At 61.8% G+C, this 13,901-nt stretch carries 17 protein-coding genes and 1 tRNA gene; 14 read left to right on the forward strand and 4 right to left on the reverse strand.

All coding sequences use genetic code 11. From position 1 onward, the window contains the following. Positions 1-2: 2 nt before the first annotated feature. The gene (locus tag C8J33_RS04575; RefSeq protein ID WP_110730967.1) at positions 3-221 is read right to left on the reverse strand and encodes a hypothetical protein; all 219 of its coding nucleotides are present in this window, start codon (positions 219-221) and stop codon (positions 3-5) included. A 189-nt stretch (positions 222-410) separates the two neighbouring features. Here C8J33_RS04575 and C8J33_RS04580 point away from each other — a divergent pair, with 189 nt between their 5' ends. Then, a complete protein-coding gene (locus tag C8J33_RS04580; protein ID WP_132663291.1) occupies positions 411-764 on the forward strand; it encodes a hypothetical protein in 354 nt (117 codons plus the stop codon). Between the two features lie 54 nt (positions 765-818). Here the strand turns inward: C8J33_RS04580 and C8J33_RS04585 are convergent, their stop codons facing one another. Then, the gene (locus C8J33_RS04585) at positions 819-1,169 is read right to left on the reverse strand and encodes a hypothetical protein (RefSeq protein WP_245507056.1); all 351 of its coding nucleotides are present in this window, start codon (positions 1,167-1,169) and stop codon (positions 819-821) included. Positions 1,170-1,337: 168 nt separating this feature from the next. Between C8J33_RS04585 and C8J33_RS04590 the strand changes: the two genes are divergently transcribed. The 10 genes from C8J33_RS04590 to C8J33_RS04635 all read left to right on the forward strand — a co-directional run bounded on the left by C8J33_RS04590 (position 1,338) and on the right by C8J33_RS04635 (position 9,202). Next, positions 1,338-1,412: transfer RNA gene (locus C8J33_RS04590), tRNA-Asn, on the forward strand. A 136-nt stretch (positions 1,413-1,548) separates the two neighbouring features. After that, positions 1,549-1,731 (forward strand): hypothetical protein, encoded by a 183-nt coding sequence (locus tag C8J33_RS04595; protein WP_132663292.1) that lies wholly within the window; start codon positions 1,549-1,551, stop codon positions 1,729-1,731. A gap of 11 nt (positions 1,732-1,742) precedes the next feature. Continuing rightward, complete coding sequence (locus tag C8J33_RS04600; protein WP_132663293.1) at positions 1,743-2,021, forward strand: hypothetical protein; 279 nt, start codon at positions 1,743-1,745, stop codon at positions 2,019-2,021. Between the two features lie 122 nt (positions 2,022-2,143). After that, positions 2,144-3,595 carry a cryptochrome/photolyase family protein gene (locus C8J33_RS04605; RefSeq protein WP_132663294.1) on the forward strand — a complete coding sequence of 484 codons (1,452 nt, stop codon included), beginning with the start codon at positions 2,144-2,146 and terminating at the stop codon, positions 3,593-3,595. Next, on the forward strand, positions 3,592-4,932 hold the full coding sequence (locus C8J33_RS04610) for an NAD(P)/FAD-dependent oxidoreductase (protein WP_132663295.1): 1,341 nt from the start codon (positions 3,592-3,594) through the stop codon (positions 4,930-4,932). The genes C8J33_RS04605 and C8J33_RS04610 overlap by 4 nt, the downstream gene beginning before the upstream one ends. Then, complete coding sequence (locus tag C8J33_RS04615) at positions 4,929-5,828, forward strand: DUF1365 domain-containing protein (RefSeq protein ID WP_132663296.1); 900 nt, start codon at positions 4,929-4,931, stop codon at positions 5,826-5,828. Before C8J33_RS04610 ends, C8J33_RS04615 begins: the two co-directional genes overlap by 4 nt. Before the next feature lie 42 nt (positions 5,829-5,870). Further along, positions 5,871-7,124, forward strand: coding sequence for an SAM-dependent methyltransferase (locus C8J33_RS04620; protein WP_132663297.1), 1,254 nt, complete (start codon positions 5,871-5,873; stop codon positions 7,122-7,124). After that, complete coding sequence (locus tag C8J33_RS04625; RefSeq protein WP_132663298.1) at positions 7,117-8,478, forward strand: MFS transporter; 1,362 nt, start codon at positions 7,117-7,119, stop codon at positions 8,476-8,478. Before C8J33_RS04620 ends, C8J33_RS04625 begins: the two co-directional genes overlap by 8 nt. Before the next feature lie 6 nt (positions 8,479-8,484). Next, positions 8,485-8,889: an SMR family transporter gene (locus C8J33_RS04630; RefSeq protein ID WP_132663299.1), complete on the forward strand. Its 405-nt coding sequence runs from the start codon at positions 8,485-8,487 to the stop codon at positions 8,887-8,889. Next, complete coding sequence (locus C8J33_RS04635) at positions 8,876-9,202, forward strand: DMT family transporter (RefSeq protein WP_132663300.1); 327 nt, start codon at positions 8,876-8,878, stop codon at positions 9,200-9,202. The genes C8J33_RS04630 and C8J33_RS04635 overlap by 14 nt, the downstream gene beginning before the upstream one ends. On the opposite strand, the gene C8J33_RS04640 is transcribed toward C8J33_RS04635, so the two are convergent. Then, entirely contained in the window at positions 9,190-10,029 is an 840-nt protein-coding gene (locus tag C8J33_RS04640; RefSeq protein WP_132663301.1) for an SDR family NAD(P)-dependent oxidoreductase, read from the reverse strand. The genes C8J33_RS04635 and C8J33_RS04640 overlap by 13 nt on opposite strands. A 99-nt stretch (positions 10,030-10,128) precedes the next feature. Continuing rightward, positions 10,129-10,779: a ChrR family anti-sigma-E factor gene (locus tag C8J33_RS04645; RefSeq protein WP_132663302.1), complete on the reverse strand. Its 651-nt coding sequence runs from the start codon at positions 10,777-10,779 to the stop codon at positions 10,129-10,131. A gap of 305 nt (positions 10,780-11,084) precedes the next feature. On the opposite strand from C8J33_RS04645, the gene C8J33_RS04650 reads away from it, so the two are divergent. The 3 genes from C8J33_RS04650 to sseA are packed head-to-tail and all read left to right on the forward strand — an operon-like array spanning position 11,085 to position 13,780. Next, the gene (locus C8J33_RS04650; protein ID WP_132663303.1) at positions 11,085-12,128 is read left to right on the forward strand and encodes a cysteine synthase A; all 1,044 of its coding nucleotides are present in this window, start codon (positions 11,085-11,087) and stop codon (positions 12,126-12,128) included. Between the two features lie 4 nt (positions 12,129-12,132). Continuing rightward, the gene (locus C8J33_RS04655; protein ID WP_132663304.1) at positions 12,133-12,888 is read left to right on the forward strand and encodes an alanyl-tRNA editing protein; all 756 of its coding nucleotides are present in this window, start codon (positions 12,133-12,135) and stop codon (positions 12,886-12,888) included. A 37-nt stretch (positions 12,889-12,925) separates the two neighbouring features. Further along, positions 12,926-13,780, forward strand: a complete 855-nt coding sequence (gene sseA, locus C8J33_RS04660) for a 3-mercaptopyruvate sulfurtransferase (protein ID WP_132663305.1) — start codon at positions 12,926-12,928, stop codon at positions 13,778-13,780. Positions 13,781-13,901 lie beyond the last annotated feature (121 nt).

Genomic DNA, 13,901 nt, shown 5'->3' on the forward strand with positions numbered 1-13,901 from the left:
CGCTACTGGTAGAAGAAGCAGACGCAGTCGGCCTTCGCCGCATCCTCGGCAGCCCAGACGCGGGCTGCAAGGCGGCTCGCCTCGCCGCTATCGCCCAAGCGCAGACCCAGAAGCGACGTTGCCGCCAGCTTGGCGTTGACGGCATCGATCTCGACCATCTTCCCGACCTGATGGACGCCATCGCGTGGTGTCCAGGTGAAAAATTGAACATTGTAATGCATGGCGTTCCTCCCGCTCATACCGACGCGGTCGCTCCTCAACGGACCGCTAGAAGACCATACCATAAAATTGTGCAAATCCATATGGTCTAGGCGCTCGCGTGCCCTTGACGGAACTTACGGGTCTGCTGCCCGTTGCTCCTGTCAAGAATACGAGGGGCGCATCGTTGCTCTGGACCCGAGGAGATGGATATGGCGAAAATACTGGACGAACGCGGCGACGTGCGCTCGACGCAGGAACTGAACAAAAAGGTTACCGTCAGCCCGACGGAAGCGCGCCAGGGTGGCGCTGGCCGCCCGGTCTTGATGGTCCTGATTGGCGGCCTTTTTCTGGCACTGATCGCGTGGGGTGCGGCAGAAATGTTCGGCGAGAGCACGGACAATGATGCGGCGACCGATCGTCAGCAAACGGAGCCCGCCCAGAACGGTCAGGCGACACCGGCCAATCAGGGCACGATCGACAACACGCCGGCGAATGGCGAGCAGATGCAGCCGGTGCCTGCCGACCGCGATCCTACCCCGCAGACGGGTACGACGAACGGGTAAACTGCTTTCGAAGAATGAGAAAAGGCCGAGTCAAACCGGCCTTTTTCATATGCGCTAAACGCGAGCGGCCTTCGCGGCGGCTTTTGCCTGCTTCCGGCGGCCCCACCAGACGGCCATGCGGCGGCGCTTGCGGCGGATGTAGGCAGAATCATGCGACAGCACGACGAGACCGAGGGGCACCATCCAGAATCCGAGAATCGGCAGGAACCCGAGAAGGCCGCAGACCACCAGCAAACAGCCGATGAGGACGCGAAGCCACTTCTGGCGGGGCAGCGGCATATGCCACGAACCGATCGACAGCTGCGGGCCATGCGGGCGCGGCGGAGCCGTCTTCGTGTTCGCACCAGCACCCTTCTCGCGGGTGTTGCCCGACGGGCGTGCGCCTGCGTCAACCTCGTTCATCATCGTCCAATCCGGCCTCATCCACTCCGAACGACCCCTGTCGCCCATGTTGGCCCTGAGGTGTGCTTCGCATCCGAGTTTGTCCACAGCGAGACGCGTTTTTTTGAAAAAAGCGCTTGGCAAATCGAAAAAGCACCCGTATTAGCAGCCTCACTTCTGCAGCGCAGATGTTCCCTGGTAGCTCAGCGGTAGAGCATTCGACTGTTAATCGACAGGTCGCCGGTTCGAATCCGGCCCGGGGAGCCATTTTCTTACACGAGATCATGGCACGTGGCTTAGGTCACACGACTACCGCACCCTCCTTCATACTGTTGTGTTCCTCCGTAAAGGCTGGAACATTTGTCTTTACCCTGTGTTTTCCGGTCATCACGGAGAGTAAATCATGGGTAACAGCGACCATAACAGCACGTCCGAGCAGAAACGTCCGACCGATGTCAATCCGACGGCGGATGATGCCGCCGCGAATGAAAAAGTTTCTATCGCTCCGACATTCGTTAAACCTGCAGACGAGAAAGACGCCAGCGAACGGCCCGTGGTCAATCCCGTGACGGGCGGAGCGTTTTAGGGATGCGGCCGATGGTGAAATTCGCTGCGGTGGTGATCAGCGGTGTTTTGGCCCTCGCGGCATGCACGCCCTACGACGTTCAACCGATTCCCGGCAGCATCACCTACGGGGGACATCAGCCGCGAACGAAGCTGACGAAGTCTCCGATCGGCAGTACGTTCACCAACCAGATTACCGATGAATACGGCTGTATGGCGATGGAGACTTATCGCATCGAACCCGACAGATCATTGAAACTCCTTCGCCGTTCGCGCTCGGCCTCCTCTGGCGGATTTGGCTTCTCCTGCTGAGCGTTGAGAGTGCCTACCGGGTCCGTGACGACTCGGTCGTAGCATTCATATGTTTTTGAAACCTTCTTGATCCACACCCCGTCCTTGATCGTAAGACCGGCAAAGAAAACAGACGGATCAAGATGGACGACGTGCATCAACGGGACCAGAGCCCGATCATTGTATGGTTTCGCAAGGACCTTCGCACTGACGATAACCGTGCGCTGGCATCTGCCGTCGAAACCGGTCGTCCGGTCATTCCGCTCTATATTCGCGAAGACAATTCCGAGACAGGTCCCCTCGGCGAAGCGCAGGCCTGGTGGCTGCACCATTCGCTGACCGCGTTTTCAGCGCAGATCGAGACCTGCGGCTCACGTCTCATTCTGCTGAGTGGTGAAGCAGAGACGGTTCTTCGGCAAATCATAAAGGACACCGGCGCGTCTGCTGTCTTCTGGAACCGGCGATACGATCCTACCGGCATCAAGATCGATACCAAGCTGAAAGATGTGCTTTCCAAAGACGAGCTGGAGACGGTGAGCTTTGCCGGGGCGCTCATGCATGAGCCGTCTCGCGTGAAGACAAAGACCGGCGGTCCGTACCGGGTCTACACACCGTTCTGGCGTGCGATAGAGGCCGGTGGCGAGCCACCCGAGCCCGTGGACGCTCCGGAAAAGTTGCCAGCGCCAAAGACGTTTCCGCGGTCGGAGACGCTTAAGGACTGGGGCCTGTTGCCGAAGCTCGAATGGGCCGTGGATTTTTCGCGGCGCTGGGAGCCGGGCGAAGCCTCCGCACGGGAAAAGCTCGAGGATTTCACGGACGGCACGATCGACGGATATCGCGAGTCGCGCGAGCGGACCTGGGAAGCGGGAACGTCGCGGCTCTCTCCGCATCTGGCGATGGGCGAGATTTCTCCGGCCCGTATCTGGCACGCGACGCGCGGCCTGTCGAAGGCCGATTCGGCCGACGTTATCACCTTCCGCAAGGAGCTGGTTTGGCGGGAGTTCGCCTATCATCTCCTGTTCCACAATCCCGACATGCCGACCGAGAGCCTGAACCGGAAATACGACAAGCTCGGCTGGACGAATGGCGACGACGATTTCGATCGTTGGAGGACGGGCATGACGGGTTTTCCGATCGTGGATGCCGGCATGCGCGAACTCTGGCGGTTCGGGACGATGCACAATCGCGTCCGCATGATCGTCGGGTCATTTCTGGTGAAAGATCTGCTGATCGACTGGCGGCGCGGCGAGCGCTGGTTCCGCGATACGCTTGTGGATGCCGATCCTGCGAGCAATGCCATGAACTGGCAGTGGGTCGCCGGTTGCGGTGCCGATGCCTCGCCCTTCTTCCGTGTCTTCAACCCGATCACGCAGGGCGAAAAGTTCGATACCGACGGCCTGTACGTTCGTGAGCACGTGCCGGAACTTGCCGACATGCCGAGCGACTGGATCCATCATCCGTTCGAAGCGCCGTCCGCCGTTCTCGCCAAGGCCGGGGTAACGCTAGGCGAAACCTACCCCAAACCGATCGTCGACCACGCCAAGGCGCGGGATCGCGCGCTTGCTGCCTACCGCAACATCAAGGATGCCGCATGACCTCCCCTGTTTCCACCGGCATCTCTTCCGCGCATGGCCGACTCTCGATCGCCGTTGTCGGCTCGGGCATTTCCGGCAGCTCGGCGGCCTGGGCGCTGCGCGACGTTCACGACGTGACACTGTATGAGAAGGCCGAGAGGCCTGGCGGGCATACGGCCACGGTCGAGGTCGATTACGACGGGCAGCGGATTTCGGTCGATACGGGTTTCATCGTCTATAACGAGCCGAACTATCCGAACCTGAAAGCGCTTTTTGCCGAACTCGACGTCGAGACGCTGCCGAGCAGCATGAGCTTTGCCCTGTCGCTCGACCACGGCGCCCTCGAATGGCGCGGCGGGCCGTTCACAGGCCTCTTCGCGCAGAAGCGGAACATGCTGCGTCCGTCCTTCCTCCTCATGTTGCGCGAGATCCTGCGCTTCAACAAGATCTGCCTCGTCGATCGCGATGCGGGCCGGCTTTCGGAAATGTCGATCGGGGACTATCTCGACTGGCGCCGTTTCTCGCCCGGCTTCACCAACAACTACCTGCTGCCGATGGCAGCTGCGATCTGGTCGGCACCTGCCGCCAAGATGCTGGAGTTTCCGGCTGATCACTTCATCCAGTTCTTCGACAATCACCGCCTCGTTTACGCGACGCCCCATCCGTGGCGCACGGTGGCAGGGGGTAGCCGGGTCTATCTCGACAAGCTGCTGGCCCCCCTCGGCAACCGGCTGAAGCTGAACTGTGGCATCCGCTCTATTCGTCGCGACGGGCGAAAGGTGCACGTTACGGAAGACGATGGCACCGTGCGGGTCTACGACAAGATCATCATCGCATCCCATTCGGACCAGGCTCTTGCCATGCTCGCGGACGCGACGCCGCAGGAGCGCGCCGTGCTGGAAGCCGTGCCCTACAAGCCGAATCGCGTCGTGCTGCACCGGGATGTGGCCCTGATGCCGAAGCGGGAGAAAGTCTGGGCCTCGTGGAACTACCTTCGCTCGACACGCCCGGGTTCCGACAGCCAGGTGGCGGTGACATACTGGATGAACAGTCTGCAAGCGATCGACCCTGCCTGCCCGCTCTTCGTCACGCTGAACCCCGAACGCGAGCCCGATCTGCGTCTGGTCTTTGCCGAGTACACCTACGACCATCCGCAGTTCGATGCCCGCTCGATCGATGCGCAGAGGCAACTGAAGACCATCCAAGGTGACAACGGCACGTTCTTTGCCGGCGCCTGGACAGGTTACGGCTTCCATGAAGACGGCTTGTCGTCTGGCTTGGCAGCGGCGGAAACGCTCGGCGGCATCATACCGTGGCGGCTTGCTCCGGCGCCCGTCTTCGCCGAAGCTGCGGAATGACCGATACGCCTCCCGATGTCGGACGCCTGCATGCACCGCCAACGGAGCCGGCGCTGCTTTATGCCGGCGACGTCATGCACCAGCGCATGAAGCCGCTCGGGCACAGGTTTTCCTACAGCGTCTTTTCGCTGATGGTGGATCTCGACCAGCTTGATGCAGCAGACACGCAAAGCCGTGTGTTTTCCGTCGATCGCTTCAATGTCCTGTCGTTTCACCAGAGCGATCATTCCGGACGCACGGACATTTCGCTGCGCGCCTATGTCGATGGCCTGCTTGCCGATGCCGGTGTTTCCGCGCCTGCGGCTCGGGTTCTCCTCGTCTGCTATCCGCGCATTCTCGGTTGGGTCTTCAATCCCCTTGCCGTCTACTACGCCTATGACGCTTCCGATGCGCTGGTGGCGCTGGTTTACGAGGTGCGCAACACCTTCGGCGAGCGGCATAGCTATGTCTGCCCGATTTCATCCGGGCAGGTGAGCGATGCCGGCGTTCGGCAGGAATGCGACAAGATCTTTCATGTGTCGCCCTTCATGCCCATGGCCATGCGCTACCGGTTTCGCATGGTGCCGCCGGGCAAGGATATCCGCTGGCGAATTCTGGAGACGGATGCCGAGGGGCCTGTGCTTTCGGCGACCTTCTCCGGCCATGCGCAACCGCTGACGACGGGCAATATCCTGCGCCTCGTCGGCCGTATTCCCCACCTTACTTTGAAGATCGTGGCTGGCATTCACTGGGAGGCGGCGAAGCTCTGGTGGAAGGGAGCACGATATATTTCCCGACCCACACCGCCCGCCCCGACCAGCGTCTGGACCGACGACCGCCGCCACGACGAGCCGGCACCGCGCCGACTGTCACCACAACCCACCTCCCACCGAGAGACTTGCAGCCCGGCCGAATAAGGCTATTTTGTGTAGGTCCGATGTTTGCCGAAAGGTTGTGCGATGCGTTCAGCTGAAACATGGCGCGATGAAAAGTCGCCCGCAGAGCGTCTGTCCAAGGACAATATTTCTCGTTTCATCAAAGGCTTGCCAGCGAAATCTCAGATGGTGCTTCGCGGCCTTGTCAATATGGAGGCAGGCTGCCTGCAACTGACGCTGCCCGATGGCCGGACCTTCGTCATCAAGGGGCGGGCACAGGGCCCCGAGGCAGCCGTCACGCTGCACAACTGGAACCTGCCCCAGCGTGCGCTGACCAACGGAACCATCGGCGTGGCCGAAAGCTACATGGATGGCGACTGGGACAGCCCTGATGTCGGGGCATTCCTCGAGCTCTTCCTCGTCAATGCGGAGATGGGTCGCCACTTCCCGAACGGCGCTCGCGGCATTTTGCGCTTCGTCGAGAAAATGCGTCACTGGATGAACGCCAACACGAAGGCAGGCTCCAAGCGCAACATCTCCGCCCATTACGACCTTGGCAATGCGTTCTATGCGCAATGGCTCGATCCGTCGATGACCTACTCCTCGGCGCTCTACGCGACGGGCGCGGACGACCTCCAGTCTGCCCAGCGGGCGAAGTACAAGGCGTTGGCCGATGCTGCGGGTATCGGGCCGGGCGACCATGTGCTTGAAATCGGCTGCGGCTGGGGTGGCTTCGCGGAATATGCGGCCGGCGAAATCGGCTGCCGTGTAACGGGCCTCACGATCAGCCGCGAGCAGCTCGATTTCGCCCGCGCCCGGATGGAAAAGGCCGGTCTTTCCGACAAGGTCGACATCAAGTTTCAGGACTATCGCGACGAGGCGGGAACCTATGACAAGGTTGTCTCCATCGAGATGTTCGAGGCCGTCGGCGAGAAGTATTGGCCGACCTACTTCTCGCAGGTCCGTCGCTGCCTGAGGCCGGGCGGTCGTGCTGGCCTGCAGATCATCACCATCAAGCCGGAATCCTATCGCGAATATCGCGCCAATCCCGACTTCATCCAGAAATATGTCTTCCCCGGCGGCATGCTACCGACACGCGAGCATCTGGTTTCGCTCGGCTCCAAGGTTGGGCTGAACATGGTCGGGGATCTCGGCTTCGGACTCGACTATGCCCGAACGCTTGCCGAATGGCGGGAGCGGTTCTGGTCGGTCTGGCCGAAGATCGAGCCGCTGGGTTTCGATATCCGCTTCAAGAGGCTCTGGGAGTTCTACCTGTTCTATTGCGAGGCCGGGTTCCGCGCGAAGAATATCGACGTCCGACAGGTCGTCTATGAGTGATCTTCCAGACGGGCGGAGCGCATCCGCCCGTCTTTCGGACGCAAAGCTCCCGGTGCGCGTTCTCCTCGCTTACGCCCTCCCCGCCGCACCGCTCGCAGCGCTCGGGCTTCCCCTCTACTCGCTCGTGCCGACCTACTACACCGAGACGCTTGGCGTTCCGATTGCGACGGCTGGTTGGGTGATCCTGTTGATCCGGCTGTTCGACGCGATCTCGGACCCGCTGGTGGGGTACGCTGCTGACCGCATGGACCCCGCCTTCGGCCGCCGCCGGCTGCTGTTCCTGATGTCGCTTCCGGTCGCGGCCCTTGCCGCCGTCATGCTCTACTGGCCGGCAGAGACGGCGGGTGCCGGATGGCTCGGGTTCTGGGGATGCGTCGTGTCGCTCGGCTTCACCATGGTCATGGTGCCCTACTCCGCCTGGGGCGCGGAGCTCGTCGGCGACTATCATGGGCGCACCCGGCTCTCCGCCTTCCGCGAGACCTTTACGCTGATCGGCACGCTGATCGCCATCGTCTTGCCTTTTGCCATCGGCTTCGAGCAGAAGGGGCTTTCCGGTCTGGCGGTGCTTGGCATTGTCGTCGGCCTCGGCCTACTCATCCTCGGCGGCCTGACCGTCCGTATGGTGCCGGAGCCCGAGAACCGCACGCAGGAGCGGCTGTCACTGCCGGATGCACTGCGCTTTCTCGCGAGCAACAAACCGTTTCTGCGGCTGGTCCTTGCCTATTTTCTCAACGGGCTTGCAAACGGCATTCCGGCGACGCTGTTTCTCTACTTCGTCTCCGCGCGGCTTGGCCTGCCGGAGATGCGAGGGCCGCTGTTGTTTCTCTACTTCCTCTGCGCCATCGGCGGTGTGCCACTTGCCAGCGCCTGTGCGACCCGCTTCGGCAAGCACCGTACCTGGTCGGTCGCCATGCTCGTCGCCTGTGCCGTCTTCCTGCTGGCGCCGCTCTTGCCGCCGGGTAGCCTCTACGGATTCGGCACCATCTGCGTCGTCACGGGCATTCTCCTGGGGTTCGATCTGGCGCTCCCGCCATCTATTCAGGCCGATGTTATCGACGCGGATACGGCCGTTTCCGGCGAACAGCGGGGCGGCTTCTACTTCGCGGCCTGGGGGCTGGCGACGAAGCTGTCGCTGGCGATCGGCGCCGGGCTGGTCTTTCCGATCCTGTCTGCGGCCGGGTTCGACCCCGCGGCAGGCGCCGATAACAGCGCCGATGCGCTGTTCGCGCTCGCGGCGCTCTATGCCTGGGTGCCGGTCGCGTTGAAACTCTGCGCCATCGCGCTGATGTGGACATTTCCGCTGGACGAACGCATGCAGCGTCAGCTACGCGAGGCGATCGTACCGACCGCCTGAGAGATCATGACACACGAACCGTCCCTGCCCGCCGGTCCGCGCCAAGACCGCCGGCTTGCCTGGCTCTACCTTGCGCTCGCCATCGTCATCGAGGTGATCGGCCTCACCGTCATGAAAGCCGCCAGCGTTTCCGGCGGAATGGGCGGTTACATCGTGATGTATGTGGCGATCGCGCTTTCCTATGTCTGTCTGGCGAAGGCCGTGCGAACCCTGCCGGTCGGCGTGGCCTATGCCATCTGGGAAGGGTCAGGCATTGCGCTGATCACACTCGTATCGATGTTCTTCTTCCACCACGATCTCAGCCTTCGGGAGTTCATCGGGCTCGCCATGGCGGTTCTCGGCATCATCCTCGTCAATGCGGGCGAGGACCATGGAACTGCACCTGCGGAGGCCACCGATGAGCCTGCCTGAGCTGCCCTTCGTCCTCGCGGTACTGGCGGGCCTGTTCGATGTTGCCGCAAACCTAGCCTCCAGCAAATCCGAAGGCTTCTCCCGCAAGGGCTGGGGGTTTCTGTCGATCCTGCTGGTGCTCGTGGCTTTCGCGCTTCTGGCGGAAGCCGTGCGCGGCATGGACCTTGCCGTCGCCTACGGTATTCTCGGCGCGACCGGAATTTTCGGAACCGCTATCAGCGCGCGGTTGCTGTTCAAGCAGCAATTGAAGCCGATCGGCTGGGTCGGGCTGGCGCTCGTGTTCGGCGCCGTGCTCGTGCTTCACACGGCCTGAGGCTCTTCCGGCTTACCGCCCGGCAGCCGCGCCTTGACGGACGGGCGCTTTTTCCAGCCCGTTGCAGCATTGACGAGCGGGAAATACAGCCAATAGGGCAGGATGTTGATGAACTTAAGGGCATAGGTGAAGCGCTTCGGAAAGGTGATCTCGAAGCCCGAGCCCTGAAGTCCGGCAACGATCGCGCCCGCCGCCTCTTCCGGCGAGACCAGTGCCGGCATGGGGAAGGCGTTTTCCTTGGTTGCCGGCGTATCTACGAAGCCAGGATTGACCACCTGAATGCGTATGCCCTGCTTGTCGAGATCGAACTTGAGACTCTCCGCCATATTGATCAGGGCGGCTTTCGTCGCACCATAAGCGCCGCTCGTCGGCAGACCGCCATAGCCGGTGACGGAGGAGACGATGGCGATCTGCCCCTGCCCGCGCACCTTCATGTGGCGGATCGCGGGCAGCAGGCAATTCACCACGCCGTTCAGGTTGACCGAGAAGGTCTCCTGAAAGTCTTCGAGATGCAGATCCTCGCCATGAACAGGCTTGAAGACGCCGGCATTGAGCGCCACCAGCGCCAGCGTGCCGTGATCATATTCGATCGAGGCGATCACCCGTTCCATATCTTCAGGATCGGTCACGTCGCCATCGAGCACGATGATGCGACCGGGACCCGTCGCCTCGCGCTGCAGGGCCACCAGCTTGTCATGGCTGCGCGCGGTGACCACCACGCCGAAGCCTTCGGCCACCAGCTTCAGGGCCAGCGCCCGACCGATGCCCGAGCTGGCGCCCGTGACCCAGGCAAGACCATGTTCCGGGCGTGCGATGAAAGACGACATGTTCCGTTTCTCCCAGGCGCGCGATATGCCTGTTTCCATTGATCTGGTGATGAAGTAGAGCGGTGGCGATATCCGGAAAGACGCGTTCCGTGCGGCGTTTCAGCCGATCAGGTCGCCAAGGCGGCGGCTGAGAGAGCCACGCAATTTGACCGGTGCATCGGTCACCGCGAAAACGATACAGTGTTCGCCGCTCTCGGCGATCGGACGATGGTCCAGACTGTCGTCAGCAACAGAGATATCACCCCGACCAAAACGGCCCCTGACATCGCTGAACGCGCCGTGCAGCACCAGCGATAGCTCGAAACCCTCATGCGTATGCTCTGGAATGGCCCGGCCGGGCCGGATGCGGTAAAACGAGACATCGCAGCCGTCGATTTTGCCCAGCGCATATTCTTTCAACCCGGGAAGCTTCCAGCGCCAAGGCATATCGTGCCTGTCGAAGCCGGCAAACGCGCGCAACACTGCTGGCCATTCCTCGTTATCAGGATGGTGGGGGCTCGGCGCTGTGGCGAGCGATAGAGGAGGACTTGAAAGGATAGCAGCGATGCTGCTTTCGGGATCGGACAGCGGTGACGGTTCGAGCGTCTCAACAAGATCTCCGGCCACTGCCTCGAATGCCGCGACCGTTTGCCGATTTACAGACTGCAGTTCGAGATGCGCGGCAACGAGAACGCGAGCAGGCTCTGGCAGAATACCAGCCGCATAATGCGCCATCAGCGCATCTACCGTATCGAGTTCACTCGTCGTCATCACACTCTGTCCACCGCCCCCTCGCGAAGGCCTCCCTTAGACGATAATGATTTCTTACGATCCTGTCTTCGCCATGGATCACCGAATTGTGCTTTGTGCGCTTCGAGACAAATATTGCGCCGGAGCGCCGCCTTGCAAAACCGTTTTCCTTGCAGCCTGCTCTTTGCAACGGCAAAAGAAGCCAACACCATCCGCGGAATTCCGCCGCGTTTCTCTGCCGACCTTGCCGCCGCCTCGCGTCCGGCTATGTTGCGCTGAAGCCCGCCAACGCTTCCATTGCGATTCTCCTTCAAGAGGTCCCACACATGCCCGCACTGAATTCCGTTCTCGACGCCATCGGCAACACGCCTCTCATCCGCTTGAAGGCGGCATCGGATGCGACCGGCTGCACGATTCTTGGAAAGGCCGAGTTTCTCAATCCCGGGCAGTCGGTAAAGGACCGCGCGGCGCTCTTCATCATTCGCGAAGCGGAACGTCAGGGCACGTTGCGCCCGGGCGGCGTCATCGTCGAGGGAACGGCCGGCAATACGGGGATCGGTCTTGCGCTGGTCGCGCAGGCGCTCGGCTATCGCACCGTCATCGTCATCCCGGAAACGCAGAGCCAGGAAAAGAAGGACGCGCTGAAGCTGCTGGGGGCCGAGCTTGTCGAGGTTCCCGCCGTTCCCTACCGCAATCCGAACAATTACGTAAAACTCTCCGGCCGCCTTGCCGAGCAGCTGGCGCGGACCGAGCCGAACGGCGCGATCTGGGCCAACCAGTTCGACAACACGGCCAACCGGGCGGCGCATGTCGAGACGACGGCGCCGGAAATCTGGCGCGACACCGACGGCAAGGTCGATGGTTTTATCTGCGCGGTCGGGTCCGGCGGAACGCTTGCCGGTGTCGCAGAGGGCCTGCGCGGGTTCAATCCGGATATCAAGATCGGACTGGCAGACCCCGAAGGGGCCGCCCTTTTCAGCTACTATACCGAGGGCGAGTTTTCGGCGCCGGGCAGTTCGATCACCGAAGGCATTGGTCAGGGCCGTATTACGGCGAACCTCGAAGGGTTCACGCCGGACTATTCCTACCGCATCCCCGACGCCGAAGCGGTTCCGCTGGTGTTCGACCTGATCGAAAAGGAAGGTCTCTGCCTCGGCGGCTCCTCCGGCATCAACATCGCCGGTGCGATCCAGATGGCGCGGGATCTGGGGCCGGGACATACGATCGTGACGATCCTCTGCGATTATGGCAATCGCTACCAGTCGAAGCTCTTCAATCCGGATTTCCTGAAATCCAAGGGCCTGCCGGTTCCAGACTTCCTGACCCGGCACAGCAAGATCGATGTCCCCTACGAAGCGGCAAGTGCCTGACGTCATGACAGTGTCCCCCACGCAAAAAACCGAAGCCCTGTTTCGCGACGACTTCTATCTCTCGACCTGCGAGGGACGGGTGATCGACGTTCTCGAAGACGGTGGGATCGTGCTCGATCGCACCTGCTTCTATGCGACATCCGGCGGACAGCCCGGCGATTTGGGTTTTCTGGAACGTTCCGACGGCAGCCGGATCGAGATCGCCACCACACGGACGGGTGCAACCAAGGACGTGATCGTGCATGTGCCCGGCGAAGACCAGGCGCGGCCGGAGGTCGGCGAAGACATCGTGGCGCATATTGACTGGCCGCGACGCTACAAGCTGATGCGGATGCATACGGCCTGCCATCTCCTTTCGCTCGTCTGCCCCTACCCGATCACGGGTGCAGCGGTGGGCGAGGACGAGAGCCGGGTCGATTTCGACATGAGCGAGACGATCGACAAGGACGCGGTGACCGCGAAGATGATGGCGCTCGTTCGCGAAAATCATCCGATCACGTTGCGATGGATTACGGATGACGAGCTTCTTGCCAATCCCGACATCGTCAAGTCGAAGAATGTCCGCCCGCCCGTCGGTCTCGGCCGCGTAAGCCTCGTCTGCATCGGCGAGGACGCCGCCATCGACAGCCAGCCCTGCGGTGGCACGCATGTGTCCGAGACGCAGGAGATCGGCGACATCCACATCGCGAAGATCGAGAAGAAGGGCAAGGAGAACCGGCGCTTCCGCATCCGCTTCGGCCCTCCAGAGACCGCCGCCTGACCCCTTCCATCCCTGAACTGAGAACGGATTTGCCAGTATGCGTGAAGACAAAAGCCCCTTCGTCGTCAGCGGCGACTGGCTGCAGGAACGCCTCGGCGGTGCCACCCTTCGGATCGTCGATGCCTCCTGGTACCTGCCGGCGCACAAGCGCGATCCGAAAGCGGAATACGCAGCCGGTCATATTCCCGGGGCGATCTTCTTCGACCACGATGCACTGTCAGATGCGACGAGCGGACTGCCGCACACCCTGCCGGCGCCGGCATCTTTCGCCGCGTCCGTCGGGGCCTTGGGCATCTCCGATACGGACACGATCGTCGTCTATGACGGCCCCGGATTCTTCTCCGCACCCCGCGCCTGGTGGATGTTCCGCGTGATGGGCGCAAAAGACGTGTACGTGCTCGATGGCGGGCTCGACGGCTGGAAAAACGAAGGCCGGCCGGAAACGACCGACACATCGCCCGTCTCTCCGGCCGTGTTCACCCCGACCTTCGACGAGCGCGCGGTGACGTCCTTTACCGAGATGACGCAGATCGTCGGCGAGGGTCGCCGACAGATCGCGGATGCCCGCAGCCTTGGCCGGTTTACAGGCGAGGAAGCCGAGCCCCGCGCCGGCATGCGCTCTGGCCATATGCCGGGCGCCCGCAGTCTTCCGGCCGGTGGTTTTGCAGCCAATGGCCGCTTCAAGTCCCTGCCGGAGTTGCAGAAACTCGTTGCTGACGCCGGAATCGATCTCGACAAGCCCGTGGTGACCAGCTGCGGCTCCGGCATCACGGCGGCGATCATCACGCTGGCGCTGCAATCTCTTGGACATACCGATAATACGCTCTACGATGGTTCCTGGTCGGAATGGGGGAGTCGCGCTGATACCGCGATTGCAACCGGTAACCCTTAGACGGGAAGAGTGGAACACGCATGGAATTGGTAGACGCAGTCGCAGCAAATGGAACGGAAACCAACGCACCGGTGGATGCCGGGATTACGCTCGTGCCGGGACAGCCGGCCACGATTCACAT

The organism is Rhizobium sp. PP-CC-3G-465, assembly GCF_004343445.1.
Lineage (GTDB): Bacteria > Pseudomonadota > Alphaproteobacteria > Rhizobiales > Rhizobiaceae > Ferranicluibacter > Ferranicluibacter rubi.